Annotated in this window: 26 protein-coding genes and 1 pseudogene; 10 read left to right on the forward strand and 17 right to left on the reverse strand. The window is 60.2% G+C overall.

Translation table 11 applies throughout. From position 1 onward, the window contains the following. Positions 1 to 3: 3 nt before the first annotated feature. From C2E15_RS16305 to C2E15_RS16320, 4 genes are read right to left on the reverse strand one after another with little or no spacing between them, the layout of a single operon-like run. Positions 4 to 375 carry a response regulator gene (locus C2E15_RS16305; RefSeq protein ID WP_104958298.1) on the reverse strand — a complete coding sequence of 124 codons (372 nt, stop codon included), beginning with the start codon at positions 373 to 375 and terminating at the stop codon, positions 4 to 6. A gap of 35 nt (positions 376 to 410) precedes the next feature. Further along, on the reverse strand, positions 411 to 659 hold the full coding sequence (locus C2E15_RS16310; RefSeq protein WP_104959219.1) for a DUF1427 family protein: 249 nt from the start codon (positions 657 to 659) through the stop codon (positions 411 to 413). A 5-nt stretch (positions 660 to 664) separates the two neighbouring features. Further along, positions 665 to 883, reverse strand: a complete 219-nt coding sequence (locus C2E15_RS16315; protein WP_104958299.1) for a DUF1427 family protein — start codon at positions 881 to 883, stop codon at positions 665 to 667. A 59-nt stretch (positions 884 to 942) separates the two neighbouring features. After that, entirely contained in the window at positions 943 to 1,632 is a 690-nt protein-coding gene (locus C2E15_RS16320; protein WP_104958300.1) for a hydrolase, read from the reverse strand. A gap of 346 nt (positions 1,633 to 1,978) precedes the next feature. On the opposite strand from C2E15_RS16320, the gene C2E15_RS16325 reads away from it, so the two are divergent. The 4 genes and pseudogenes from C2E15_RS16325 to C2E15_RS16340 all read left to right on the forward strand — a co-directional run bounded on the left by C2E15_RS16325 (position 1,979) and on the right by C2E15_RS16340 (position 6,759). Further along, positions 1,979 to 3,853, forward strand: a complete 1,875-nt coding sequence (locus tag C2E15_RS16325; protein WP_104958301.1) for an amidohydrolase — start codon at positions 1,979 to 1,981, stop codon at positions 3,851 to 3,853. A gap of 5 nt (positions 3,854 to 3,858) precedes the next feature. Next, positions 3,859 to 4,281, forward strand: a complete 423-nt coding sequence (locus C2E15_RS16330; RefSeq protein WP_104958302.1) for a DoxX family protein — start codon at positions 3,859 to 3,861, stop codon at positions 4,279 to 4,281. Further along, a pseudogene (locus tag C2E15_RS16335) lies at positions 4,268 to 5,892 on the forward strand (MFS transporter). Before C2E15_RS16330 ends, C2E15_RS16335 begins: the two are co-directional and overlap by 14 nt. A 45-nt stretch (positions 5,893 to 5,937) precedes the next feature. Continuing rightward, positions 5,938 to 6,759 carry an alpha/beta fold hydrolase gene (locus C2E15_RS16340; RefSeq protein ID WP_104958303.1) on the forward strand — a complete coding sequence of 274 codons (822 nt, stop codon included), beginning with the start codon at positions 5,938 to 5,940 and terminating at the stop codon, positions 6,757 to 6,759. Between the two features lie 44 nt (positions 6,760 to 6,803). Here the strand turns inward: C2E15_RS16340 and C2E15_RS16345 are convergent, their stop codons facing one another. Then, entirely contained in the window at positions 6,804 to 7,529 is a 726-nt protein-coding gene (locus tag C2E15_RS16345; protein WP_104958304.1) for a pirin family protein, read from the reverse strand. Between the two features lie 121 nt (positions 7,530 to 7,650). On the opposite strand from C2E15_RS16345, the gene C2E15_RS16350 reads away from it, so the two are divergent. Next, positions 7,651 to 8,532, forward strand: coding sequence for a LysR family transcriptional regulator (locus C2E15_RS16350; RefSeq protein ID WP_104958305.1), 882 nt, complete (start codon positions 7,651 to 7,653; stop codon positions 8,530 to 8,532). 362 nt (positions 8,533 to 8,894) lie between these two features. Here C2E15_RS16350 and C2E15_RS16355 read toward each other — a convergent pair whose 3' ends face one another. Next, positions 8,895 to 9,257, reverse strand: coding sequence for a DUF4406 domain-containing protein (locus C2E15_RS16355; protein ID WP_104958306.1), 363 nt, complete (start codon positions 9,255 to 9,257; stop codon positions 8,895 to 8,897). A 7-nt stretch (positions 9,258 to 9,264) separates the two neighbouring features. After that, positions 9,265 to 9,882, reverse strand: a complete 618-nt coding sequence (gene nudK / locus C2E15_RS16360) for a GDP-mannose pyrophosphatase NudK (RefSeq protein ID WP_104958307.1) — start codon at positions 9,880 to 9,882, stop codon at positions 9,265 to 9,267. 86 nt (positions 9,883 to 9,968) lie between these two features. Between nudK and C2E15_RS16365 the strand changes: the two genes are divergently transcribed. Then, a complete protein-coding gene (locus C2E15_RS16365) occupies positions 9,969 to 10,724 on the forward strand; it encodes a DeoR/GlpR family DNA-binding transcription regulator (RefSeq protein ID WP_104958308.1) in 756 nt (251 codons plus the stop codon). A gap of 185 nt (positions 10,725 to 10,909) precedes the next feature. Here C2E15_RS16365 and C2E15_RS16370 read toward each other — a convergent pair whose 3' ends face one another. From C2E15_RS16370 to C2E15_RS16395, 6 genes are all read right to left on the reverse strand, one after another. Next, positions 10,910 to 11,302 carry a TfoX/Sxy family protein gene (locus tag C2E15_RS16370; RefSeq protein WP_104958309.1) on the reverse strand — a complete coding sequence of 131 codons (393 nt, stop codon included), beginning with the start codon at positions 11,300 to 11,302 and terminating at the stop codon, positions 10,910 to 10,912. Between the two features lie 77 nt (positions 11,303 to 11,379). Further along, positions 11,380 to 13,587 carry a ferric-rhodotorulic acid/ferric-coprogen receptor FhuE gene (gene fhuE, locus C2E15_RS16375; protein ID WP_104958310.1) on the reverse strand — a complete coding sequence of 736 codons (2,208 nt, stop codon included), beginning with the start codon at positions 13,585 to 13,587 and terminating at the stop codon, positions 11,380 to 11,382. Positions 13,588 to 14,369: 782 nt separating this feature from the next. After that, positions 14,370 to 14,834, reverse strand: a complete 465-nt coding sequence (locus tag C2E15_RS16380; RefSeq protein WP_104958311.1) for a YehS family protein — start codon at positions 14,832 to 14,834, stop codon at positions 14,370 to 14,372. A gap of 71 nt (positions 14,835 to 14,905) precedes the next feature. After that, a complete protein-coding gene (gene btsR, locus C2E15_RS16385; protein WP_104958312.1) occupies positions 14,906 to 15,634 on the reverse strand; it encodes a two-component system response regulator BtsR in 729 nt (242 codons plus the stop codon). Then, entirely contained in the window at positions 15,628 to 17,316 is a 1,689-nt protein-coding gene (locus C2E15_RS16390) for a sensor histidine kinase (protein ID WP_104958313.1), read from the reverse strand. The genes btsR and C2E15_RS16390 overlap by 7 nt, the downstream gene beginning before the upstream one ends. A gap of 152 nt (positions 17,317 to 17,468) precedes the next feature. Next, entirely contained in the window at positions 17,469 to 17,900 is a 432-nt protein-coding gene (locus C2E15_RS16395; protein WP_104958314.1) for an OsmC family protein, read from the reverse strand. A 162-nt stretch (positions 17,901 to 18,062) separates the two neighbouring features. On the opposite strand from C2E15_RS16395, the gene C2E15_RS16400 reads away from it, so the two are divergent. Together C2E15_RS16400 and speG are read left to right on the forward strand one after the other, a co-directional pair. Further along, positions 18,063 to 18,242 (forward strand): DUF2158 domain-containing protein, encoded by a 180-nt coding sequence (locus C2E15_RS16400; RefSeq protein ID WP_104958315.1) that lies wholly within the window; start codon positions 18,063 to 18,065, stop codon positions 18,240 to 18,242. Positions 18,243 to 18,332: 90 nt separating this feature from the next. Beyond that, positions 18,333 to 18,881 carry a spermidine N1-acetyltransferase gene (gene speG / locus C2E15_RS16405; protein WP_104958316.1) on the forward strand — a complete coding sequence of 183 codons (549 nt, stop codon included), beginning with the start codon at positions 18,333 to 18,335 and terminating at the stop codon, positions 18,879 to 18,881. 34 nt (positions 18,882 to 18,915) lie between these two features. On the opposite strand, the gene C2E15_RS16410 is transcribed toward speG, so the two are convergent. The 4 genes from C2E15_RS16410 to C2E15_RS16425 form a co-directional block, all read right to left on the reverse strand. Further along, entirely contained in the window at positions 18,916 to 19,338 is a 423-nt protein-coding gene (locus C2E15_RS16410) for a hypothetical protein (RefSeq protein ID WP_104958317.1), read from the reverse strand. A 91-nt stretch (positions 19,339 to 19,429) separates the two neighbouring features. Continuing rightward, positions 19,430 to 20,368, reverse strand: a complete 939-nt coding sequence (mmuM, locus tag C2E15_RS16415) for a homocysteine S-methyltransferase (protein ID WP_104958318.1) — start codon at positions 20,366 to 20,368, stop codon at positions 19,430 to 19,432. Beyond that, a complete protein-coding gene (mmuP, locus tag C2E15_RS16420; protein ID WP_104958319.1) occupies positions 20,358 to 21,767 on the reverse strand; it encodes an S-methylmethionine permease in 1,410 nt (469 codons plus the stop codon). The genes mmuM and mmuP overlap by 11 nt, the downstream gene beginning before the upstream one ends. Positions 21,768 to 21,950: 183 nt before the next feature. Then, complete coding sequence (locus C2E15_RS16425; RefSeq protein WP_038624593.1) at positions 21,951 to 22,286, reverse strand: DUF2002 family protein; 336 nt, start codon at positions 22,284 to 22,286, stop codon at positions 21,951 to 21,953. Between the two features lie 164 nt (positions 22,287 to 22,450). Between C2E15_RS16425 and C2E15_RS16430 the strand changes: the two genes are divergently transcribed. Both C2E15_RS16430 and nrdH read left to right on the forward strand, forming a co-directional pair. Continuing rightward, positions 22,451 to 22,765 (forward strand): DUF883 family protein, encoded by a 315-nt coding sequence (locus C2E15_RS16430; protein WP_104958320.1) that lies wholly within the window; start codon positions 22,451 to 22,453, stop codon positions 22,763 to 22,765. A 359-nt stretch (positions 22,766 to 23,124) separates the two neighbouring features. Continuing rightward, positions 23,125 to 23,367: a glutaredoxin-like protein NrdH gene (nrdH, locus tag C2E15_RS16435; protein ID WP_104958321.1), complete on the forward strand. Its 243-nt coding sequence runs from the start codon at positions 23,125 to 23,127 to the stop codon at positions 23,365 to 23,367. Positions 23,368 to 23,369: the final 2 nt, after the last annotated feature.

Genomic DNA, 23,369 nt, shown 5'->3' on the forward strand with positions numbered 1-23,369 from the left:
GCCTCATGGGTAGAGTTCGCGGCGGATGATCTCCAGCAGCGTATCGACGTTGATCGGCTTGCGCAAAAAGGTCACAGCGCCCAGGTTGATGGCATACCACAGCATATTCTCATCGCCATGCCCGGAAACAAAAATAACAGGCGGCGGAGCGGGCCGCAAAACCACCTGTTTATAAAGATCGAACCCGCTCATGCCCTTGAGCTTTACATCAAGAATAAGCAAAGCGGCGTCAGCCAGCGCCGTTTCATCATTGAGAAACGCCTCCGCCGACTCAAAAGCGGCGGTCTCAAAGCCATCCGACTGCAGTAAATTGCTTAACCCGCTGCGGACGGCACGTTCATCGTCAACAATGACAATGCGCGGTGACAGCACCATGCTGTGATCCTCTGTCTGATTTCACGCGGGCGTGACTATCTTTTTTTACCTGCGGGAGGCGGGGCGCCGCTGATTTTCGGCACGCATTCATGACGAAACCATGCCAGCGTGACCGGCTGTCGCGCGATAAGGCGTCGGCATACCGGCACGACTTGCTCGCCGACCAGCATACCGAACAGCCCTAACAGGGCCACGACCGGCGGCGCGGGTGAGTGAATATCGCTTATCCCATAGAGCATGCCGGCCAGAAGGCCTGTCGCCAGGGAGAGCAGCGCTGATTTCATCATAATCAGCCCGTCCGTGTATAGCGTGAGGCGGAGGCATCGCGGCTTTGCGCGGCGTGCGCCTCAGGCGGCGTTTTCAGCGCCTGTACTGCTTGTTCGCCCGCCAGCATGCCCAGCAGCCCGATCAGCGCGATGGCGGGCGGCGCGGGCGAGCGTACCTTAAGCAGCGCATAGAGCAGGCCGATAATGAGACCGGCGCCGAGCGCGATAACGCCTGCGATCATGGAGATTCTCCGGTGAAAGGCGAAGACAGGGACCGGAGCGCTCTCCGGCCCTTCACGCATTATTTGTTGGCCGGTACCGGCGCCAGCGTGCGGTGCGCGCCCTTTGCGCGCGCCGGCGCTTTATGCACCATGGTGTAGGCGTAATCGACGCCCATGCCGTAGGCACCGGAATGCTCTTTCACGATATCCATCACCGCGTCGTAGGTCGCTTTATGCGCCCAGTCGCGCTGCCACTCCAGCAGCACCTGCTGCCAGGTTACCGGCACCACGCCCGCCTGAATCATGCGCTGCATAGAGAAATCGTGCGCCTCTTTCGAGGTGCCGCCGGAAGCATCCGCCACCATGTAGATTTCATAATCCCCTTCCAGCATGGCGCAGAGCGCGAAGGTGTTGTTGCACACTTCGGTCCACAGCCCGGCGACCACCACTTTCTTACGGCCGTTTTTCGCCAGCGCATCGCGCACTTTCTGATCATCCCAGGAGTTCATAGAGGTACGCTCAAGAATGTCATGCTCCGGGAATACATCCAGCAGTTCAGGGAAGGTATTGCCGGAGAAGCTTTCCGTTTCAACGGTGGTGAGGGTTGTCGGGATGTTGAAGACTTTGGCCGCTTTCGCCAGGCCAACCACGTTGTTTTTCAGCACCTGGCGGTCGATAGACTGCACGCCGAAGGCCATCTGCGGTTGCTGATCGATAAAAATGATCTGGCTGTTCTGAGGGGTCAGTACTTCAAGCTTAGCGTTGGTCATGAGAATACCCATTGAGGTTTAAGTAACAGGAGTCCGCAAAAAGGGGCGGAATAACGAGACAGTCTCCGGCAGCGCGGTAAGCCACGATAAGAATACAGAGGCGAGCGTTATGCTTATTCAGGGCTGCTGACCACGTCAGGCCGCATTTGGCTGTCGGAGCGGATAGTAAAAGGAGTTTGCGGGGCGGGCTATTATCTCTGTGTATAACTATACGCTCGTATAATAGACGCTGCTTTCAACCGCTGACCATAATCCCGCCAACTTCCGTGCCCTGCTCTGTCCGAGCGGCACGCCTTTTTGTCCGGGGGCCGTATCGCCTTGTCCGGACGTTCCGACAGGAGGATTTATGGTCTCGCCCGGTAAAGCAGAGCTGATTTTTATCAACGGTCGCCTACATACGGTTGACAGAGAAAACCCGGTCGCCGAAGCGGCCGCCATTCGCGACGGCAAGTTTCTGGCGGTCGGCAGCGTCGCGGAGGCGATGCAGTATCACGAGGAAGGCACGAAGGTGGTCGATCTGCAAGGCCACACCGCCATTCCCGGCCTTAACGATTCCCATCTGCATCTGATCCGCGGCGGGCTGAACTACAACCTCGAACTGCGTTGGGAAGGGGTGCCTTCGCTGGCGGACGCGCTGCGCATGCTGAAAGATCAGGCGCTGCGTACTCCGTCGCCGCAGTGGGTACGCGTGGTGGGCGGCTGGACCGAGTTCCAGTTCGCCGAACGCCGTATGCCGACGCTTGACGAAATCAACCAGGCCGCGCCCGATACGCCGGTGTTTATCCTGCATCTCTACGATCGCGCCCTGCTCAACCGCGCCGCGCTGAAGGTGGTCGGCTACACCAAAGATACGCCCAACCCGCCGGGCGGCGAGATCCAGCGCGACAGCAACGGCAACCCGACCGGCATGCTGATCGCGCGGCCCAACGCCATGATCCTCTACGCCACGCTGGCGAAAGGACCGAAGCTGCCGCTGGAGCAGCAGGTCAACTCCACGCGCCAGTTTATGCGCGAGCTGAACCGTCTCGGCCTGACCAGCGCCATCGATGCGGGCGGCGGCTTTCAGAACTACCCGGAAGATTATGAGGTGATCGCCGAGCTGCATGAGAAAAAGCAGATGACCCTGCGTATCGCCTATAACCTCTTCACCCAGCGTCCCGGCCACGAGCTGGAGGATTTCGAAAAGTGGACCGATATGCTCTCGCCGGGCCAGGGCAGCGATTTCTTCCGCCATAACGGCGCCGGCGAGATGCTGGTGTTCTCCGCCGCCGACTTTGAAGATTTCCTTGAGCCGCGTCCCGATCTGGCGCCGGGCATGGAAGATGAGCTGGAGCGCGTAGTGCGACATCTGGTGGAGCATCGCTGGCCGTTCCGCCTGCACGCCACCTATAACGAATCGATCAGCCGTATGCTTGACGTCTTCGAGCGCGTCAATCGCGATATTCCTTTTGACGGCCTGCACTGGTTCTTCGACCATGCGGAAACCGTGACCCAGGCGAATATCGATCGCATCAAGGCGCTGGGCGGCGGCATTGCGGTGCAGCACCGCATGGCGTTTCAGGGCGAATATTTCGCCGAGCGCTACGGCATTGAGGCGACCCGCCATACGCCGCCGGTGGCGCGTATGCTGGAGACCGGCGTACCGGTCGGCCTCGGCACCGACGCCACGCGCGTCGCCAGCTATAACCCCTGGACCGCGCTTTACTGGCTGGTCTCCGGGCGCACCGTGGGCGGCATGCAGATGTATGACGTTAACGCGCGCCTCGATCGCGACACCGCGCTGATGCTCTGGACCCAGGGCAGCGCCTGGTTCTCCAGCGAGCAGGGGAAAAAGGGCCAGCTGAAGGTGGGCCAGCTGGCTGACCTCGCGGTGCTGAGCAAAGATTACTTCCGCGTGCCGGAAGAGGAGATCAAGGGCATTGAAGCGGTGCTGACGGTAGTGAACGGCGATATTGTCTACGCGGCAGGCGCCTTTGGCGCTGAGGCGCCACCCGCGATCCCGGTGCTGCCGGAATGGTCGCCGGTGGTGCAGGTGCCGGGTCACTACCGCAGCGCGCCGCCGCAGGCCAGCCGCGTCGGCATGATGCCGGCGGCGCACCACTGCAGCGGCCCGTGCGGCGTTCACAGCCATCAGCACGATACCGCGCGTCACGCCTCCGTGCCTGTCTCCGACGATAACGCCTTCTGGGGCGCGCTCGGCTGCAGCTGCTTCGCTTTTTGACGCCGATGAAAAGCCCATATCCGTTTTCGCCCCGCATCGACGCGGGGCTGTTCTTCCTGCGCCTGAGCGGCAGCCTGCTGCTGCTCTGGGTGCATGGCCTGCCGAAGGTGTTTCACTTCAGCGAAGAACTGACGCGCATCGAAGATCCGTTCGGCTTCGGTCCCTGGATGAGCCTGCTGCCGGCGATTTTCGCTGAAGTCGTTTGTCCGTTATTGATTATCGCAGGCGTCGGCGCGCGCCTCGCCTGTCTGCCGATTATCGGCGTGCTGCTGGTGGCGATGCTGGCAGTGCATCCTGGCTGGAGCCTGGCCGAAGGGCAGTTTGGCTGGCTGCTGCTGATCGTCTTTACTACGCTGATGATAACCGGGCCGGGCAACTGGCGTCCGGGTCGGACGCCAGTCAGGGGGTACCGCTATGGCGCAGGCTAATGATATTCACGCGGCCGCCGCGCAGGCCGCCGCGCCCGCCGGCGCCTCCTCCTGGCAGCCGCTGCGTCAGCCGCTGTTCCGCATGCTGTGGATCGCCACGGTGGTGTCGAATATCGGCTCGTGGATGAACGATGTCGGCATTAACTGGAGCATGCTGACGCTCAGCGCCGATCCGCTGTCGGTGGCGTTGGTGCAGGCGGCCAGCAGCCTGCCGATGTTTCTCTTCGCCCTGCCCTCCGGCGTGATGGCCGATATCGTCGACCGGCGCAAATACCTGCTGTTTTCGCAGCTGTGGGTTTTTATCGCCGCCGCCGGGCTGACGCTGCTGTCGGTGACCGGTCAGGTGACGCCGACGGTATTGCTGATCGCCGCCTTTCTGCTGAGCGCCGGCGCGGCGATGAGTTCGCCGCCGTTTCAGGCGATCGTGCCGGACCTGGTGAATAAGCGTGAGCTGGGCGCGGCGATTGCGCTTAACTCGCTGGGCATCAATATCAGCCGCGCCATCGGCCCGGCGCTGGGGGGCTGATCCTCTCCCTGACCGGCCCGTGGATGGTCTTTCTGCTTAACGCGCTGTCGGTGCTGGGCGTCACCTGGGTGCTATGGCGCTGGAAGGCGGAACCGACCATTCAACGCCTGCCGCCGGAGCATTTCTTCCCGGCGGTGCGCGCCGGTCTGCGCTATGTTCATGCTGCGCCGGTGCTGCGCAATGTACTGGTGCGCACCATGGCCTTCTTTCTGTTCGGCAGTGCCGGCTGGGCGCTGCTGCCGCTGGTGGCGCGGCGCGAGCTGGGCCTGGGTCCGGGCGGCTACGGCATTATGCTCGCCTGTATCGGCGTCGGAGCGATCTGCGGCGCCGTGCTGCTGCCGCGCCTGCGTCAGCGCTTCGATCCCGATCGCCTGATGGTGCTGGCGAGCCTGCTGTTCGGCGCGACGATGCTGGCGCTGGCCTTCATTCGTCATTTCTGGCTGCTGAACGCTTTTGAGTTTTTCACCGGCTTCGCCTGGATTGCCGTGCTTTCCACCCTCAACCTCGGCGCGCAGCGCAGCGCGGCAAAATGGGTAAAAGCGCGGGCGCTGGCGGTCTACCTGACGGTGTTTTTCGGCTCGATGACCCTCGGCAGCGCCGTCTGGGGACAGCTGGCCTCGCACTTTTCCATTCCTGTCTCCCTCTGCGTGGCGACGGTGGGCATGGTGCTTTCCTGCGCCACCGTCCTGCGCTGGCGGCTGAATAAAGATCCCGATCTGAACCTTGAGATCAGCGGCGCCGACGCGGCGCTGCCGGATACGCCGATCGCCCACCAGCGCGGCCCGGTGATGGTGATCTATGAATACCTGATCGAACCGCATCAGGCCGGGGCGTTTATGCGCTGCGTGCAGGAGATCCGTCGGGTACGCCGGCGCGGCGGCGCGCTCAGCTGGTCGGTTTATGAGGATATCCGCCAGCCCGGCATCTTCGTTGAAACCTTCGTCGTCGGCTCCTGGATTGAGCATCTGCGGCAGCACGAACGCCATACGATGAACGATTTGAAGATTCAGAATCGGGTGCTGGCTTTCCATCAGGGCGAGACGCCGCCCGCGGTGCGTTATCTGGTCGCGCCCGGGAAAGGGTAATCCCACCCCCAAACCTTGTTCATTAACCAAAATGAGGATGTTTGTATGACGATGTTCACCACACAGGATGGCACACAGCTCTATTACAAAGACTGGGGCACCGGCAAGCCGGTTCTCTTCAGCCACGGCTGGCCGCTGGATGCGGATATGTGGGATAGCCAGCTGAATTTCCTCGCCGAGCGCGGCTACCGCGCCATCGCCTTTGACCGCCGCGGTTTTGGCCGTTCAGAGCAGCCGTGGGAAGGTTACGATTATGATACTTTCGCCGCTGATATTAACGATCTGTTGACCCATCTCGATCTGCACGAGGTGACGCTGGTCGGCTTCTCGATGGGCGGCGGCGACGTGACGCGCTACCTTAGCCGTTACGGTAGCGCACGCGTTTCGGCGCTGGCGTTGCTGGGCGCGGTAACGCCGATTTTTGGCAAGGCGGATGACTACCCGCAGGGCGTCGATCTGAGCGTATTCGAAGGCATTCGTGACGGGCTGCGTAACGATCGCGCGCAGTTTATCAGTGATTTTGCCGCTACCTTCTACGGCACCAACGCCGGCCAGAGCGTGTCGGAAGGCGTGCTGGTGCAGACGCTGAATATCGCCCTGCTGGCGTCGCTGAAAGGCACCATCGACTGCGTGACCGCCTTCTCCGAAACCGATTTTCGGCCCGATATGGCAAAAATCGATGTGCCGACGCTGGTGATCCACGGCAGCAACGATCAGGTCGTGCCGTTTGAAACCACCGGCAAGGTGGCGGCGGAAATGATCCGTAACGCAGAGCTGAAGGTGTATGACAATGCGCCGCACGGTTTTGCCGTCACTCATCAGGAGCGGCTGAATAACGATCTGCTGGCATTTTTGCAGAGCCGTTAAGCCCAAAAAGGGGGATGCATCGCATCCCCCTTGTTATTCTGCCGTTAACGCGTCGGATGGTTAACTTCCAGCGGACGCAGATCGAACAGCAACACTTCCGCATCATTGCCGCCGCTGAAGATCAACGTATCTTCATCGCGCACTCTGGCGCCGTCACCCGCTTTAAACAGCGTGCCGTTCACCGTGATGCTGCCGCGCGCCACGTGAATATAAGCGTAGCGGCTGTCATCCAGCGCAAAGGTCTGCTGCTCGTCGCCGTTAAACAGCCCGGCGTAAATTTTCACATCCTGACGAATACGCAGCGAATTCTGCTGGCCGTCCGGCGAGACGATCAGGCGCAGCCTGCCGCGCTTTTCCGCTTCCGCAACGGAAACCTGCTGGTAACCCGGTTCCGTGCCGTTTTCTTCCGGCACCACCCAAATCTGCAGGAAATGCACATCCTCCTGCGCGGAGTGATTAAACTCGCTGTGGGTCACGCCGGATCCGGCACTCATCAGCTGCACGTCACCGGGAACAATCACCGAGCCGGTGCCCATGGAATCTTTATGCGCCAGCGCCCTTTCCAGCACGTAAGAGATAATCTCCATATTGCTGTGCGCATGGCTGCCGAAACCGCGGCCCGGCGCCACCTGATCATCGTTGATCACCAGCAGATCGGAGAAGCCGGTCTGTTTGGGATCCCAGTAGTTGGCGAAAGAGAAAGTATGGCGTGAGTGCAGCCAGCCGTGATTACCCAGTCCGCGTTGTTCTGACAGTCGACGTTCAATCATGATGTTCTCCTTAATAGGTGCGGTGAATGCGTTTGTCTTGCGATGAAAGGAGATTACATGTAAACCTGATTGCCTCACAATGCGCTGAATTGACAAACACTGTCACAGATAAGTGGACAATATGCAGATTGAAGACCTTCGTATTTTCGTCGCCGTGGTGAAAGCGGGCAGCTTTACCGCGGCGGCGGAGCAGCTGTTTTTATCCAAGCAGTATGTCAGCCGCCGTATGGCGGCGCTGGAGGCGTCACTGAATGCCCGCCTGCTGATGCGCAATACCCGACGGCTGTCGGTTACCGAGGCGGGTCTGGTTTTCTCGCAGCACGCGCAGCGCATTCTTGACGATATTCACGAAGCGGAGCGGGCGGTTTCCGCCAATCGTCAGGCATTGCACGGCGTCTTCAGAGTCAGCATGCCGATGTCGTTTGGCATGAGCCACCTTTCGCCGCTGATTGTGCGCTTTATGCAGCAGCATCCGGCGGTGCAGATCCAGACGGAGCTGGCCGACCGCTATGTGGATGTTATTGGCGAAGGTTTTGATATGGCGATCAGGATTGGCAAGCTGGCGGACTCCACGCTGATCGCGCGCCGACTCGGCGCGCTGAAGCGGGTGATCTGCGCCAGTCCCGATTACCTGGCGCGCACCGGGACGCCGCGCGCGCCGGAGGATCTGCTGCAGCATCAGTGTCTGCGCTACGGGCGCGAAGGGCAAAACGGCTGGGAGCTGCAGCGTGCAGGCAAAAGCGCCCTGTTTGAGGTGCGCGGCCCGGCGATCAGCAATAACGGCGAACTGTTGCGCGATGCCGCCGTCGCGGGCATGGGGCTGGTGCTGCTGCCGGAATTTATTGTCGCGCCCGCCGTGGCGCGTGGCGCGCTGACGACGGTGCTGGATGATTACTGGCCAGCGCCGCTGGGGCTGTATGCGGTCTATCCGCAGCATCGACAACGCAGCGAAATTAACCGCGCTTTTCTTGATTTTCTTGAGGCGGAGCTAAAGTTGGGCTGATAAACCCTGCCTCTCTTTCCTTTTGTACAGTATGGCGCAGGGGACATCCGGAGAACCGTCGCTACCCCTTGTCGCGGTCATCCTGGTGGGCGATGCGCTTTTCCAGATCCCGCTCGGTTACATCGCAGATAAGTTTGGCGTAAGACGGATCCATTTGGCCAGCGGCAGGCTTTTTTGCCTGTGCCTGCAGCGCCTCTGCTGTGGGGCGAAAAACAGAGAATGCAGTGAAAACGTTAGCGGAACGGCGCCGCTCAGGCGGTCAGGCGTAACGGGCTGCCGGTAAAGATGACCCGCCTGTCGATAAGGCATCCCGGCGGCTGGCTAAAGCCCGCCGGGAAAACGACGAAGGTGGCCGTCAGCCGCTACAGCCACGCAATCTCTTCCGCCGAACGGTAGATTTTCAGGCCGTGCTGCTGCGCCACCGCAATATCCTTGTCCGCCCCTTGCGATGCGCCCCCGATGCGATAGATCGCGTCGCACTTGCCGATCAGCCGGTGCGCCACCGGATAGAGCAGCGACTCGCTAATCTCATCGTCCAGCCGCTGCGAACCGGCCGCTTTCGCCAGCGGCAACGCCAGCCATTCGCCGATCACCGGTACGTGGCCACGTTGATAGACTTCCCACGCCGCCTGCTCCAGCCGCCGCAGGTTCTGCGCAATCAGGGTTTCGTCGCCGTGGGTGCCGCTGCGATAAGGCCCGGCAATAAGGATCAGTTCCGCATTCATCGTTGCCTCACAGGATGCCGTTAAGGGCAAGGTAGTGTAATAACATGATGGTTTTGGCATCCACGATGTCGCCATCCCGAATCGCCTGCAACGCCGTCTGAAAATGCACTTCCAGTACCTCGATATCTTCGCCCTCTTCTTTTACGCCGCCGCCGTCGCTGAAACGATCGTCAGGCTGATATTCTGCGATAAAGAAATAGAGCTTTTCCGTCACCGAACCGGGGCTCATAAAGGCCTCGAAGACTTTCTGCACTTGTCCGACCTGATAGCCGGTCTCCTCTTCCGCCTCCGCCCTGATGCATTCCTCAGGATCGAGATTGTCCAGCAGCCCCGCCGGCGCCTCCAGCAGAAAACCAGAGTGATGGTTTACGTAAAGCGGAAAGCGGAACTGACGCGTAAGGATCACGCTCTGCTTCTCGCGGTTATACAGCAGCAGCGTCGCACCATTGCCGCGATCGTAGACTTCGCGGCTCTGGCGCTGCCATTCTCCGTCCCGTCGCCGGAAATCAAAGGTGTACTTTTTCAGCACATACCAGTCGTCGGACAAGGTTTTGCTTTCTACGATACGCACTTCCGCCTGCCGGTGGGCCGTTAAGCTACCCGTTTCTGCATGTTTTACTGGCATGAATAGACCTCCTTCGGTAAGATGCGCACTATATCGTGCAAAAACATGCAACCTCAAGAGCATTCGTGCAATTAAGAAGATCCCCTATGCTGACTTCACAACGTAAACAACTCATCCTGCAAAAGCTCGCCGCTGAGGGGCAGGTGCTGTCGAAGATGCTGAGCGAAGAATTCAACGTCTCAGAAGATACTATCCGTCGCGATCTGCGTGAGCTTTCCGCCGAAGGCCGGCTGCAGCGCGTGCATGGCGGCGCGCTGCCCGCCTCCGCCGCCACCGTCACCTTTTCTGAACGTAAAAACCTGCGTCTGGACGCCAAGCGCGCCATTGCGAAAAGGGCCGCCGCGCTGATCGAGCCAGGGCAGGTGGTGATGATCGACGGCGGCACCACTACCGCCGAGCTGATTACCTTTTTGCCGCACAGCCTGCAGCTCACCGTCGTGACGCACAGCCCGAGCATTGCGCTGGGCCTGGCGGATCACCCGTTAATCGAGGTGATCATGATCGGCGGACGCCTGTTCAGGCATTCGCTGGTGGCGGTCGGCGCGGCAGCGATCGAGAATGTCTCCAGGGTACGGGCGGATATCTTTTTTATGGGCGTGACCGGCATTCATGCCGAGGCGGGCTTAAGCACCGGCGACTATGAAGAGTCCTGCATTAAACGCGCCTTTGCCGGCCGGGCGGCGGAAACCGTGGTGATGGCCTCGCCGGAGAAGATCAATGCCGCCTCAGCCTGGGTTATTGGCGATTTGGGGCTGATCAATACGATGGTGGTGGAAGGCGATACCGAAGCGCATCTGCTGACGCCTTTTAGCACGAAAGGCATTACGGTGATTAAAGCGTGACGCGCCGCTGATGAGTACCATGGCATATGATGTGAACGCTTGCCTGCGCCCAAATCCGCCGGCCCCGTAGCGGGCGAGCAGCACCTGGGGATCCACGCTTGTCGGCGAGAAAATGCGTAGGCGCCGTTAGCCGACGGGCGCAGACCGAAGTGAGCGCTTGTCGGCGAGAAAATGCGCCAGCCCCTTTACCCGGCGGCTGGGCGCGGTGGACGGGCGGCGCGCTTTTTGCCGTGGTCGGCGCGCTTCGCGGCGTCAATCGCCGAACGCACCCACGCGATTAGCGCTTCCTGATCCTCCAGCAGCGCGTCGGGCAAGGTATAAAATGACAGCGCAACTGCTTTCATCGTGCCATCCGCGCCGCGCCGGGTGTAGGTAAAAGGTTCGCAGCCTGCGGCGGTAAAGCGGCTCAGGCTATCGGCATCGGTTTTCAAAAACAGCCTCCCCGCAGGATCGATCAGCAGCACCATCAGGCCATCGTGAAACAGCGCGGTGCAGCCGAACATGCGGCGAACGGCGAAGCGCCCCAATGGCGCGATCTGATCGAGAATATACTGCGTGAGTTCATCATAAACGGGCATCGCTTCCTCCTGCGTTTGCGCGACGGCCGGTACTGTGCCGGCCGTCGCCCTTTAGCGGCAGTGTAGCCCGCTTACCGTCAGAAGCTGTAGTTCGCCGTGACGGTTACGTTGCGCGGCGCGCCGTAAACCACATACTGGCTGACGCTGGTGTCATATTTTTTATCAAGCAGGTTGTTGAGGTTCGCCTGCAGCGACAGCTGTTTGGTCACCTGATAGCGGCCAAAGAGGTTAACCAGCGCATAGCTGCCCTGCTCTGCATGCCAGCTGCCGTTGCCTTCCGGCGCACTGACATTCTGCCAGACTTTGTTCTGCCAGTTTACCCCGCCACCGACCGTGAGGTCGCGCAACGCCGGCGGCGTCCAGGCGGCGAACAGCTTGACGCTGGTGCGCGGTTGGGTCGGGTTAATCGCGATGCCGTCGCCATCTTCCGCCATGTAGCGCGTGGCGCCGAGCGTCATCTGCAGGTCATCGGTCACTGCGCCGTTGATCTCAAACTCCACCCCTTTGCTCACCGTGCCATGCGCGGCGACGTAAGCCGATTCCTGCGTACCCGGAATAAACAGATTGCTGCTCTGCCCAACGTTATCCTGCTCGATGCGGAATACCGATACCGAGGTTGTCACGCGGCTGTTCAGCCAGTCCGCCTTTAATCCTGCCTCGTAGTTTTTACCGGTCACCGGCGCAAGGTAGCTACCGTTGATATCGCGGTAAGTCTGCGGGTTGAAGATCGAGGTGTAGCTGGCGTAAGCAGACCAGGCATCGTTGATGTCATAGATCAGCCCGGCGTAAGGCGTGATGCGGTTCTTCTCGACATTCTGCGTCAGCGTGCTGGCGCTCCACTGGGTGTAGCGCGCGCCAAGGATCAGATGCAGCGGATCGGCCAGTGACAGGCGCGTTGCGGTATAGGCGGATTTTTGATGGATGGTATCTTCCTGCGCCAGGCTCAGCGGACCCCAGTCGGTTTCCGGGAAGCTGCCGTTCCAGTTGTTGAAGTTGCCCACCTCATCCGCCGACAGGTTGGCGAAGCTGCTCATATAGAGGTTATGTTGACGGCTGTAGCTAACGCCCGCCATCAGCTCATGCTGGCGACCGAAAAGTTCATAAGGGCCGCTGGCGAAGGCGTCGAGCGCATGCACCTTACGTTTTCCGGTGTTGTAGCCGGTGCCGCCGACCACCGGATAGTCGGGATAAGCGCTGACGCCGATGCCGCTGTTTTTATCGAAGAAGCCATCGATATAGAGCATCTTGCTGTCGAGTTCGGTTTCGGTATGGGTACCGTTCAGGGTGAACTGCCAGCCGCTGTCGAAGCGCTGCGTCAGGGTGGCGAACACTTTTCTCGACTGTTTATCGCTGTAGGCCCAGTCCGGCGCAGTGCTGACGCTGCGATCGTAGTCGGTTTTGCTGTGGTCGATATACCAACGTGGCAGGCCGCCCCATGGCGGGCTGTCGGCGTTGGTTTCCTGATAGTCGTAGCCGACGGAGAGCGTGGTGGAATCGGTGAGATCGGCATCCACTACACCGTAGATGAATTTCTTGTTGGCGCTGTAGCGATCGATATAGCTGTCGTTATCCTGGTAGCCGGCGATCAGGCGGCCGCGCACGTTGCCGGAGTCGGTCAGCGGCGCGGAGAGATCGAGAACATAGCGCTGCTTATCCCAGCTGCCGTAGCTGGCGGAGACGTTGCCGACAAACTCGCGGCTGTCGGCGTGCTTGCGCACCATATTAATCGCCGCTGACGGGTTGCCCGTGCCGGTCATCAGCCCGGTCGCGCCGCGCACTACTTCAATGCGATCGTAAATCGCGGTGTCGGCCGCGGAGTCGCCGAGGTTCCAGCGCTCTTCAAACACGGTAGGAATACCGTCCACCATGTAGTTATCGATAAGGAAACCGCGCGAATAGAAGGTGCTGCGGTCAAAATCGGCCACGCTTTCGCTCACGCCGGTACTGTTTTTCAGCACATCGCCCAGCGTTTGCAACTGCTGATCCTGCATGCGCTGCTTGCTGATGATGCTGACGGACTGCGGAATTTCGCGCGCGGTTAAGGTCATTTTGGCGCCCGCCTGGGTGACCGGCACGCTGTAATCGCTCGCCTGGGTGTTATCGGCGCTGTCGTCCGCCGCCTCGACCACCAGCGTCTGCTCTTTCGCCGCGTCGGCGGCGTGAACGGCCGGCGCATGTAGCGCAACGGCCACCAGCGCGGCAAGCGGCGTTAAAAGCAGAGCAGCCTGTTTTCCGGATGCGGAACCGGCGATGCGCCCTTCCCTGTTACTGTTTGAGAAAACCATTATTCACCTTCGCGAGATTTTATTATTGTCTGTTGCGCGACGCGTTCCGCTTCTGAACCCGGCAAGCGTTCCCCGTCCGCGCATCTTTCCCTGGGCCAACAGCCACTGCCGGCGTAAAAACATTCCATCAGATTAGGCTGACAGCAGTCCGCACACGGCGGGCCTGCGGTCTGGATTGCGAATGAGAACTTTAATCATTTCTATTCATAGTGTAAATGGATATTAATGGTTGTTTAGATAGCGATCGTGAGGGTGAATTTGCGCGATGGCGCGCGCCGGGATGGCAAAAGGCTACCTGCTGACGGATCAGGAAAAGCGCTAAACGACGCGGCGGGTATGATGACGGCCATGAAGAAACGGATAAATGACATACGGCGATGATAGCGGCCGTAAAAAAGTGGATAACGTCACAGCGGCGATGATAGCGGCCGTGAAAAAGCGGATAACGCCGCGACGGCGATGATAGCGGCCGTGAAAAAGCGAGTAACGCCGCGGTCGCAATGACTAAAGCGCAACATAACGGGCGACGCGGCAGGATAGATAACGCTTATTGTGTGTTGTAACTAATCAGAGTAATGCCCATTCCGCTGCAGCGGCCCTACAGCCGGCACGCATAGCCATTTCGGCCAGCGTCGGCTGGCAGCGCGATGAAGAGGCGCAAAGGTCGCGCCGGAGAGTGATCGCAATCTGGCTTCAGGAACGGAAACCGGCCCTTCTCAGGCCGGACGCAGGCAGTTTTTTATTACAATAGAGACCGCTGCAGAGGCAGAAACCGGTCCTTCTCAGGCTGGACGCAGGCGGGCAGTTAAGCCGCGCAGGAAATTACGCAGGAACTGATCGCCGCACTCACGGTAGTTTTTATGCTCCGGCGCACGCATCATGGCGGTGATTTCCGACATGGAAATACGGAACTGCTGAGCGGTGAGAATCTCGAGAATATCATCCGTCTTTAACGCAAAGGCCACGCGCAGCTTTTTAAGAATAATATTGTTGTTGATGCGGCGTTCCGTCTTCAGCGGCGGCATACTCTCATCTTTGCCGCGACGGTGATAAATCAGGCCGTTTAAAAAACAGCTCATTACCACGTCCGGACAGGCGACAAAGCCTTCGTCCTCTTCTTTCAGCACATAGCTGGCCACCTGCTCCGCCGATACGGAGGTTTCGGCCAGCGCCAGGATCGCGACCATCTCGTTATTGTTCAGCTTCAGCATGTAGCGCAGGCTACGCAGCACATCGTTATTCATCATCGCGATCTTCCTCACCCTTCCGGCATTTAAAGCGGGCAGTATAGCGATCTCTGCGCTGATGACGAGCAAAACTACGCGCTTTTCAGTCCCAGCGCTGCTTTCAGGCTTTTCAGATAACGGCGGCTGACCGGCACCTTCTGCCCACCGCGCAGCAGCAGCTCCGCCTGGCCGTTTTCCAGAAAGCGGATCTCTTTCAGATGCGCCATATTCACCAGGTACTGACGGTGACAGCGCGTCAGCGGCGTGCGTTGCTCCAGCGTGCGCAATGTTAGCTCGGTAAACCCTTCGGCGCCGTCGACGCTGGTAACGAAAACGCCGCTGAGCCGGCTGCTGACGCAGGCCACCTCCGTCATCTGCAACAGCCAGATGCGGCTGTGGCCGCTGCAGGGAATAAAGGTCAGCGGCGGCTGGTTTTCCGTCAGCCGCGCGACATCCTGTTCACCGCGCGCGTGGCGCAGGCGCGCCAGCGTTTTTGCCAGCCGGCCCTTCTCCACCGGCTTCAGCAGGTAATCGAAAGCGTGTTCTTCGAACGCGCGCACCGCATACTCCTCAAAGGCGGTAAGGAACACGATATGCGGCCGCTGCGCCGCGTCCAGCATTCCCGCCAGCTCCAGCCCGGAAATGCGCGGCATCTGAATATCCAGAAACAGCACCTCGGGACGCAGCCGGTGAACCGCGCCGAGTGCCTCCACTGCGTTGGCGCACTCGCCGACAATAGCGATATCCTCTGCCTGCTCCAGCAGCACGCGCAGGTTTTCCCGCGCCAGCGGCTCGTCATCAACAATCAGTACCCTTAACACAGCTTCTCCTCCAGCGGCAGACGCAGGATCACGCAGGTAAACCGCTCCGGCTCGCAGCGTACGCTGATGCCGCACTCATCGCCGAAACGGGCGCGCAAGCGCTTGTCGACCAGGCTCATGCCCAGCCCACCCGCGCCGCTTTTTTGCTGGTAAAGCCCGGCGTTGTCGGTGATCTCCAGCACCAGCCGATCCTGCTGGCGCGACGCGCTGAGGCGGATTTCGCCGATGCCCAGCAGCTGCGAGGTGCCGTGCTTAATGGCGTTCTCCACAATCGGCTGTAGCGTAAAGGCGGGCAGCCGCGCCTGCGCCAGCGCCTCCGGCACGCTCAGGGTGACCTGCAAACGCGCCTGAAAGCGCGCCTGCTCGATTTGCAGATAGGCGTTCACATGCTCGATTTCATCGGCGAGGGTGACAACTTCGCTGGGCCGCTTGAGGTTTTTACGGAAAAACGTGGAGAGATACTGCACTAACTGGCCCGCCTGCTCGCTGTCGCGCCGGATCACCGCCATTAGCGTATTGAGCGCGTTAAACAGGAAGTGCGGATTGACCTGCGCGTGCAGCAGCTTAATCTCCGACTGGGTCAGCAGCGCCTTTTGCCGCTCATACTGCCCCGCCATAATCTGCGCGGAGAGCAGCTGCGCAATGCCTTCCCCCAGGGTGCGGTTGATTGAGCTGAACAGCCGGTTCTTCGCCTCGTAAAGCTTAATGGTACCGATCACGCGCTGGTTTTCGCCGCGCAGCGGGATCACTAACGTCGATCCCAGCTTGCACTGCGGATGCAGCGAACAGCGGTACGGCACCTCATTGCCGTCGGCGTAGACCACTTCGCCCCGCTCAATGGCGCGTCGGGTCCAGAGGGAGGAGATCGGCCGCCCCGGCAGATGGTGATCGCCGCCGATGCCGGTAAAGGCCAGTAGCTGCTCGCGGTCGGTGATCGCCACCGCGCCGATCTCCAGCTCGCGATACAGCACCTGCGCCACCTTCATGCTGTTCTCCTGATTAAAGCCCTGGCGCAGGATCCCTTCGGTAGAGGCGGCCACTTTCAGCGCGGTGGCGGAAAAAGCGGAGCTGTACTTCTCCAGCATCGCGCGCTTATCGAGCAGAATGCGCATAAAGAGCGCGGCACCGAGCGTGTTGGTGACCATCATGGGCGCGGCGATGCTGGAGACCAGCTTCAGCGCCTCATCGTAAGGCCGCGCCAGCAGCAGAATGATCGCCATCTGCACCATCTCCGCCGCCAGCGTCACCATCGCCGCGGTCAGCGGATGGAACACCTGACGGCTGCGGCCGCGCTGGATCAGCAGCCGATGCGCCAGGCCACCCAGCAGCCCTTCGACAATGGTGGAGACCATACAGCTGACGGCGGTCATGCCGCCCAGCGAATAGCGATGCAGCCCGCCGGTCAGCCCCACCAGCCCGCCGACCAGCGGGCCGCCGAGCAGGCCGCCCATCACCGCCCCCACCGCGCGCGTGTTGGCGATGGAATCGGAAACGTGCAGCCCGAACCAGGTGCCGAGCAGGCAGAATACGGAGAAGACCACGTAGCAGAGAAACTTGTGCGGCAGCCGCACCGTCACCTGCATCAACGGGATAAAGAGCCGGGTTTTGCTCATCAGCCAGGCAATAACCAGGAACACACACATCTGCTGCAACAGCAGCAGTACCAGGTTGAATTCATACATGCCGCTAACCGCGCTTAAGTAACCAGCGCGTAACGTAACGTAAGGAAAGGATTTTTTCTTTGAAGCGCGCCAGAAAACGTACAGCGCAACGGTGGAAGAGAGGCCACAAAAAAGCCGCCCTGCGTCGGCAGCGGCGGCCTGAGAATGCCGAATCAGTTTTCCAGGCGGTAGTTCAGGGTGATTTCCGCGTTCAGCACCTGCGAAACCGGGCAGCCCGCTTTCGCCTTATTGATAATCTCATCAAATGCGGCGCTATCGATGCCCGGCAGCTTAATGGCGCTGTCGAGAGCGATTTTGGTGATAGCGAAGCCTTCGCCCTGCTTATCGAGCGAGACGTCCGCCGTGGTGTCGATGCTTTGCGGCGTATGGCCCGCCTGACCCAGCATCATTGAAAGCGCCATAGAAAAGCAGGCGGCGTGCGCAGCGCCAATCAGTTCTTCGGGGTTGGTGCCGGCCTTGTCTTCGAAACGGGTATTGAAACCGTAGGGCTGCTGATCCAGCGCGCCGCTTTCGGTGGAGATAGTGCCTTTACCGCGTTTAAGATCGCCTTCCCAGTGCGCCTGCCCTTTCTTATGAATGGTCATCTTTCCTCCTGTTTTTCTGAAATGTACTATCAGTATAGTTAGCCTGCTGAGTAACACCTGCCGGCAACCGCCTTTGCGCGGTGCAACGGCCAGCGAACCCGCGCCGCCGCACGCGCGACGGGCAGGAAAAAAATGTAACTAACCGCAAACCAGGGAGAAACCATGTTCCAGAAAGATGATGTTGTGCAGGCGAAAACCGGCGGCCCGAAAATGCAGGTAGTGCGCGTAGAAGGCGAGACGCTGTGGTGCGCGCGCGTGGACGACGCGGATAAGAAAGAGATCGAAGTACCGGCCAGTTCGGTCAACCCCTATCACGAGGATGGCGATTTCGGCGTCTGCTGATGGCCCGACAGCCCGTGCGGAACGGGCTGCTTTCACCTACCTGTACGCAGGACGCCGACCCGCGTCGGCTTTTACTACAAGGATGCCGTTATGAGCGTAAAACTCCGCCCGCTTGAGCGGGAAGATCTTCATTTCGTCCACCAGTTGGACAACAACGCCAGCGTGATGCGCTACTGGTTCGAAGAGCCTTATGAGGCGTTTGTCGAGCTATCCGACCTTTACAACAAGCATATCCACGATCAGAGCGAGCGCCGTTTCGTGGTAGAAAACGATGGCGAAAAAGTGGGCCTGGTGGAGCTGGTAGAGATCAACCATGTGCATCGCCGCGCCGAGTTCCAGATCATTATCGACCCGACCCATCAGGGCAAAGGGCTGGCGAGCCAGGCGGCCAGGCTGGCGATGGATTACGGTTTTTCGGTGCTGAACCTTTATAAGCTCTACCTGATTGTCGATCAGGAGAATGAAAAGGCGATTCACATCTACAGCAAGCTGGGATTTGAGATTGAAGGCGTGCTGCGCCACGAATTTTTTATTAACGGCGAATACCGCAATACCATTCGCATGTGCATTTTCCAGCATCAGTATCTGGAAAAGCACAAGGCGCATACCGGCGCGATGGTGAAGCCCACCGCCCAGTAAAGCCCGGCGCCGACCACGACGTCGGCGCGAGGGATCAGCCGGCGCGCGCGCCGACGCGGTTGATCACCGGCTGAACATTGGCCGGTTCGATGTTATACATGCCGCCGTAAAAAGGGTCGACCAGCAGCCAGCCGGGGAAGCCGCCCAGCGGAATGTTGCCAAGGATATACCAGAGGTTCGCCTTCTCTTTCAGCCGCAGCGTCAGCGGCACATAGCCGGGACGCTCCAGCATCACCAGATAGCTCTTCTTGCCGAAATAGCTGCCGTTGGATTTCGCCAGCTCGACGGTTTTCGGCGTCACGCCTTCCGCCACGGGGCGGCCGGTTTCATCCTGCACCACAAAGGTCGCGCCCTGCGGAATGGAATCGATGCGCACGCTTTGCGTTTCCGAGCCAACGATGGTGGCGCAGCCGCTGAGCAGCGAGGCGGCCGCCAGCGCCAGTAATAGGCGTTTCATACGCTTTCCTGATTTTTTACGGTTGGGTAATAGTCTAATCGGCAGCGCGCCGTTTTTCCTTAGGGCCGATATCCTTTTCAGCCCTGCGCCCTCAGTGTGTGCGGCAGCCATGGGCCAGGGCGGCGATATCCTGCGGCGTAGTGCGGCAGCAGCCGCCGATAATCTGGGCGCCCGCCGCCCGCCACTCCGCCAGCTTGTCCTGCAGCCCACAGCCCGCCGGCGCGCTGTGCCAGCTTTTGCTGACCGCGTCGTACTGTTCCCCGGAGTTAGGGTAGACCAGCAGCGGCTTGTGCGTCAGGCGGCGCAGCGCTGTCAGCGCGGGGGTCACTTTTTCCAGCGCGATGCAGTTAACGCCCAGCGCCACCGCCTGCGGGCAGCGCGCCAGCAGCGCGGCGGCCTCGGCCAGCGGCGTGCCGTCGGAAAGGTGTTCGCTATCGCGCAGGGTAAAAGAGAACCAGGCGGGCAGCGTAGGATACTCTGCCGCCAGCAGCGCCAGCAGCGCCTCCAGTTCGGCATAAGAAGGCAGCGTTTCGCAGGCCAGCAGATCGACGCCCGCCGCCGCCAGCGCGGCGATGCGCGGACGGTGAAACGCCATCATGTCATCCTGCGGCAGCGCGTAGTCGCCGCGATACTCGGCACCGTTGGCGAGAAACGCGCCGTACGGCCCGACCGATCCCGCCACCAGCAGCGGTGCCGCCTGCGGATGCGTCGTCAGGTAATCCTGCCGCGCCTGCTGCGCCAGCTCGACGCTGCGGGCGATCAGCGCGCACGACTGCGCCTCATTCAGGCCGCGCGCGGCGAAGCCCTGCGGCGTCGCCTGATAGCTGGCGGTGATGGCGCACTGCGCGCCGGCGGCGAAGTAATCGTAATGCACCTGATAAATCAGCTGCGGGTTCTCCAGCAGCACTTTCGCCGACCAGAGGGCATCGGCCAGCTGACAGCCGCGCGCTTCCAGCTCGGTCGCCAGCGCGCCGTCGAGGATCAGCGTATCGTGGCGCTGCAGTAGATCGGCGATGGGGTCAAACAGCATGTTCCGTTTCCTTAGCGCGTTCCCGCTTGTTGCGTTGTGTCAGAGAGTAAGCGCCGTAACAGAGGGCGACGAAGGGTAACCCGCACCACAGCGCGATGCGCTGCGCCGGATCGAACGCCAGCCCGACGCAGGCCAGCAGGCAGAGCGCAAAGCCGAGAATCGGCGTCAGCGGGAACCAGGGCGCGCGATACTTCAGCCCGTCCAGCGTTCCGCCTTCGCGCAGATAGCGGCGGCGAAACGCATAGTGCGAGGCGCAAATGCTGAGCCAGACCGCTACCACCGCAAAACCGGAGATGGCCGAAAGCGCCACGTAGACGGTATCGGCGGCGACGATGCTGGAGAAGAGCGCCAGCAGCCCGCCCAGCATGCTGGCGCCGATTGCCACCAGCGGGATGCCGCGGCGCGTCAGGCGCGAGAAGCAGCGCGGCAGCGTGCCTTCGTTGGAGAGCGACCAGAGCATGCGTCCGGAGGCGTAGAGGCCGGAGTTGGCCGCCGACAGAATCGCCGTCAGGATCACGAAGTTAAAAATATCCGCAGCCCAGGGAATGCCGATCTTTTCAAACACCAGTACGAACGGGCTTTTGACGATGCCCGCTTGATCCATCGGGATCAGCGCCGCCAGAATCAGCACCGTGCCGATAAAGAAGATGATCAGACGCGCTACGGTGGTGCGGATCGCCATCGGCACCACTTTATGCGGGTTTTCCGTTTCGCCGGCGGCGATGCCGATAAGCTCGGTGCCGGAAAAGGCGAAGTTTACCGCCACCATGGTCATCAGGATCGGCAGCGCGCCGTGCGGCAGCCAGCCGGAGGCGGTAAGGTTATGGAAAAACGGCGCCGGCGTGCCGTCTTTTAACGGGATCAGGCCGAACACCGCGCAGCCGCCCAGCACGATAAAGGCGAGAATGGTGATCACTTTAATCAGCGAGAACCAGAACTCCCCTTCGGCAAAAAAGCGCGTCGAGATAACGTTCAGCAGGAAGATGGCGAGACAGAAGATCAGGCACCAGAGCCAGACCGGCGTTTGCGGAAACCAGTACTGCATGCAGAAGCCGGCGGCCGTCAGGCTGGAGCCGAGCGCTACCGTCCAGGTGAGCCAGTAGAGCCAGGCGACGGTATAGCCGGTGGCCGGGCTGAGATAACGGCTGGCGTAGACGTGAAACGCGCCGGTTTCCGGCATCGCTACCGATAGCTCGCCCAGCGACTGCATCACCAGCCAGACCACCAGCGCGCCGATCAGGTAGGCGAGCAGCGTGCCCGCCGCACCGGTGGTGGAGATGATATAACCGGTGTTGAAGAACAGGCCGGTGCCGATCACACCGCCCAACGAGAGCATCACCAGATGGCGCGCTTTCATACTGCGTTTAAATTGGCCGCCCTGCGGCTGTTCTGACTGCATGCTTGTCTATCCGTATGGACGTCTAAACTTCTAAATGTGGCAAGTTTTATACCTGCCCCGGCAGCAGAATGCAAACGGTGAAACGCAACGGGCGCCCCGGAGGGCGTAAAAAGGGGGGTTCCCCGTAAGGCGAACGGCTACGGGGAGCGACGGCGGTGAGCAGAGATGGGGACGCGCGCGGAATTAATCGAACATGCTCTGCAGGTAGCGTTCCAGCGCGGCGCGCGAGCTGAAACCGTGCGGAATGCCGTAGTGATCCTGGCTGTCGCCCATCAGGTACATGGGGAAACGCGTGTAGTGATCGCAGGTTTTAATTTCCGACGCCGGATCGGCGTAGTTCAGGCTTTTCTCTTTTAGCGTCGGATGAATGACCAGTGCGGTTCTTCCCATGCGCGCTTCGCGGTTAACGTACACATAATCTTCGCCGCGGCGATAGCCATAGGTTTTCGGCGTCACGGTATCCATTTCGAACCCCGCTTTTTCCAGGACGCGTGCCACCTCATCTGGTCGTAAATACATGCTCAATCCTCTCATTCTTATAAAGCTTCGCAACCTTACAACAGCGCGGCGGCCAGGGGCATTCAGAATTATCCAGAAAGCCGGCCGCTGACGACGCTTCACGCTACGCTTGCGGTAGATGGTCTACACTAAGTATTACGTTATTCAGCAAAGGGATGAGAAAAATGTTTAAACAAACAACGAAAAATGACGACGTGGATATTCATCAGGATGTTTCTGTGCTGGCGGATACGCTGGATGATTTACTGAAATCCTACGGCAGCAAAGCGCAGGACGATATCGACGCGGCGCGCAGCAAGGCGGAGGCGCTGCTGAAAGAGACGCGTGCCAAAATGCAGGGCCGCAATCGCGTCAGCCAGGCGGCATATGACGCCGGCCGTCAGGTGGATGGCTGGATCCATGAAAAACCGTGGCACGGCGCAGGCGTTGGTGCGGCGGTAGGGATTTTTATCGGCGCGCTGCTGGCTTCCCGCCGCTAATTCCCCGCTCCACCCTGTTCCCCCTCCCCGCCGCGTGCGGGGATTTTTTTGCCTGCAGCGAACCGCCGGGCTGCGAGTGGTGCCTGGTAGCACATATTGGCTTCCGGCCGCTTCTCCCGATCCCTGCTCTGCCCTCAACCCGGCCCCGAAAAAAAAGTTTTCTCTCCTGTTCCGGCGCTGGCGCGCTCTGCGTCACGGCTGGCGCTTAGGCCTGGATTTTGCGTGGTTGAAAAACAAAAAGCCTACATCTAGTATCTACTCAATCAAATACACACAATATGCTGTTATGACCGCCTGACCGCCACCGCGCCGTAGCCGCTCAGAATAGCGTATCAGGACGCAAGAGGTAAATACGAATCATGATCATTACCATTTTCACTAAGCATCACTGCATGCAGTGCGACGCCACGAAAAACATGATGGATAAGCAGGGGCTGTGCTATCGGCTGGTCAATCTGGACGAAGAGCCGGAAGCGGCCGCGCAAGTGATGGCGCTCGGCTACCGTCAGGCGCCGGTAGTGATGACCGATAGCGAACACTGGAGCGGTTTTCGCCCCGACCACATTATGCGTCTGGCGCAGCTGACGCTGGCGCAGGAGTAAGC

Origin of the sequence: Mixta gaviniae (assembly GCF_002953195.1) — a bacterium.
Lineage (GTDB): Bacteria > Pseudomonadota > Gammaproteobacteria > Enterobacterales > Enterobacteriaceae > Mixta > Mixta gaviniae.

What these genes read in the sequence shown, in the direction of transcription:
- C2E15_RS16305 (WP_104958298.1), bottom strand. Translation starts at nt 375, where the DNA reads ATGGTGCTGTCACCGCGCATTGTCATTGTTGACGATGAACGTGCCGTC.
- C2E15_RS16310 (WP_104959219.1), bottom strand. Translation starts at nt 659, where the DNA reads ATGAAATCAGCGCTGCTCTCCCTGGCGACAGGCCTTCTGGCCGGCATG.
- C2E15_RS16315 (WP_104958299.1), bottom strand. Translation starts at nt 883, where the DNA reads ATGATCGCAGGCGTTATCGCGCTCGGCGCCGGTCTCATTATCGGCCTG.
- C2E15_RS16320 (WP_104958300.1), bottom strand. Translation starts at nt 1,632, where the DNA reads ATGACCAACGCTAAGCTTGAAGTACTGACCCCTCAGAACAGCCAGATC.
- C2E15_RS16325 (WP_104958301.1), top strand. Translation starts at nt 1,979, where the DNA reads ATGGTCTCGCCCGGTAAAGCAGAGCTGATTTTTATCAACGGTCGCCTA.
- C2E15_RS16330 (WP_104958302.1), top strand. Translation starts at nt 3,859, where the DNA reads ATGAAAAGCCCATATCCGTTTTCGCCCCGCATCGACGCGGGGCTGTTC.
- C2E15_RS16340 (WP_104958303.1), top strand. Translation starts at nt 5,938, where the DNA reads ATGACGATGTTCACCACACAGGATGGCACACAGCTCTATTACAAAGAC.
- C2E15_RS16345 (WP_104958304.1), bottom strand. Translation starts at nt 7,529, where the DNA reads ATGATTGAACGTCGACTGTCAGAACAACGCGGACTGGGTAATCACGGC.
- C2E15_RS16350 (WP_104958305.1), top strand. Translation starts at nt 7,651, where the DNA reads ATGCAGATTGAAGACCTTCGTATTTTCGTCGCCGTGGTGAAAGCGGGC.
- C2E15_RS16355 (WP_104958306.1), bottom strand. Translation starts at nt 9,257, where the DNA reads ATGAATGCGGAACTGATCCTTATTGCCGGGCCTTATCGCAGCGGCACC.
- nudK (WP_104958307.1), bottom strand. Translation starts at nt 9,882, where the DNA reads ATGCCAGTAAAACATGCAGAAACGGGTAGCTTAACGGCCCACCGGCAG.
- C2E15_RS16365 (WP_104958308.1), top strand. Translation starts at nt 9,969, where the DNA reads ATGCTGACTTCACAACGTAAACAACTCATCCTGCAAAAGCTCGCCGCT.
- C2E15_RS16370 (WP_104958309.1), bottom strand. Translation starts at nt 11,302, where the DNA reads ATGCCCGTTTATGATGAACTCACGCAGTATATTCTCGATCAGATCGCG.
- fhuE (WP_104958310.1), bottom strand. Translation starts at nt 13,587, where the DNA reads ATGGTTTTCTCAAACAGTAACAGGGAAGGGCGCATCGCCGGTTCCGCA.
- C2E15_RS16380 (WP_104958311.1), bottom strand. Translation starts at nt 14,834, where the DNA reads ATGATGAATAACGATGTGCTGCGTAGCCTGCGCTACATGCTGAAGCTG.
- C2E15_RS16390 (WP_104958313.1), bottom strand. Translation starts at nt 17,316, where the DNA reads ATGTATGAATTCAACCTGGTACTGCTGCTGTTGCAGCAGATGTGTGTG.
- C2E15_RS16395 (WP_104958314.1), bottom strand. Translation starts at nt 17,900, where the DNA reads ATGACCATTCATAAGAAAGGGCAGGCGCACTGGGAAGGCGATCTTAAA.
- C2E15_RS16400 (WP_104958315.1), top strand. Translation starts at nt 18,063, where the DNA reads ATGTTCCAGAAAGATGATGTTGTGCAGGCGAAAACCGGCGGCCCGAAA.
- speG (WP_104958316.1), top strand. Translation starts at nt 18,333, where the DNA reads ATGAGCGTAAAACTCCGCCCGCTTGAGCGGGAAGATCTTCATTTCGTC.
- C2E15_RS16410 (WP_104958317.1), bottom strand. Translation starts at nt 19,338, where the DNA reads ATGAAACGCCTATTACTGGCGCTGGCGGCCGCCTCGCTGCTCAGCGGC.
- mmuM (WP_104958318.1), bottom strand. Translation starts at nt 20,368, where the DNA reads ATGCTGTTTGACCCCATCGCCGATCTACTGCAGCGCCACGATACGCTG.
- mmuP (WP_104958319.1), bottom strand. Translation starts at nt 21,767, where the DNA reads ATGCAGTCAGAACAGCCGCAGGGCGGCCAATTTAAACGCAGTATGAAA.
- C2E15_RS16425 (WP_038624593.1), bottom strand. Translation starts at nt 22,286, where the DNA reads ATGTATTTACGACCAGATGAGGTGGCACGCGTCCTGGAAAAAGCGGGG.
- C2E15_RS16430 (WP_104958320.1), top strand. Translation starts at nt 22,451, where the DNA reads ATGTTTAAACAAACAACGAAAAATGACGACGTGGATATTCATCAGGAT.
- nrdH (WP_104958321.1), top strand. Translation starts at nt 23,125, where the DNA reads ATGATCATTACCATTTTCACTAAGCATCACTGCATGCAGTGCGACGCC.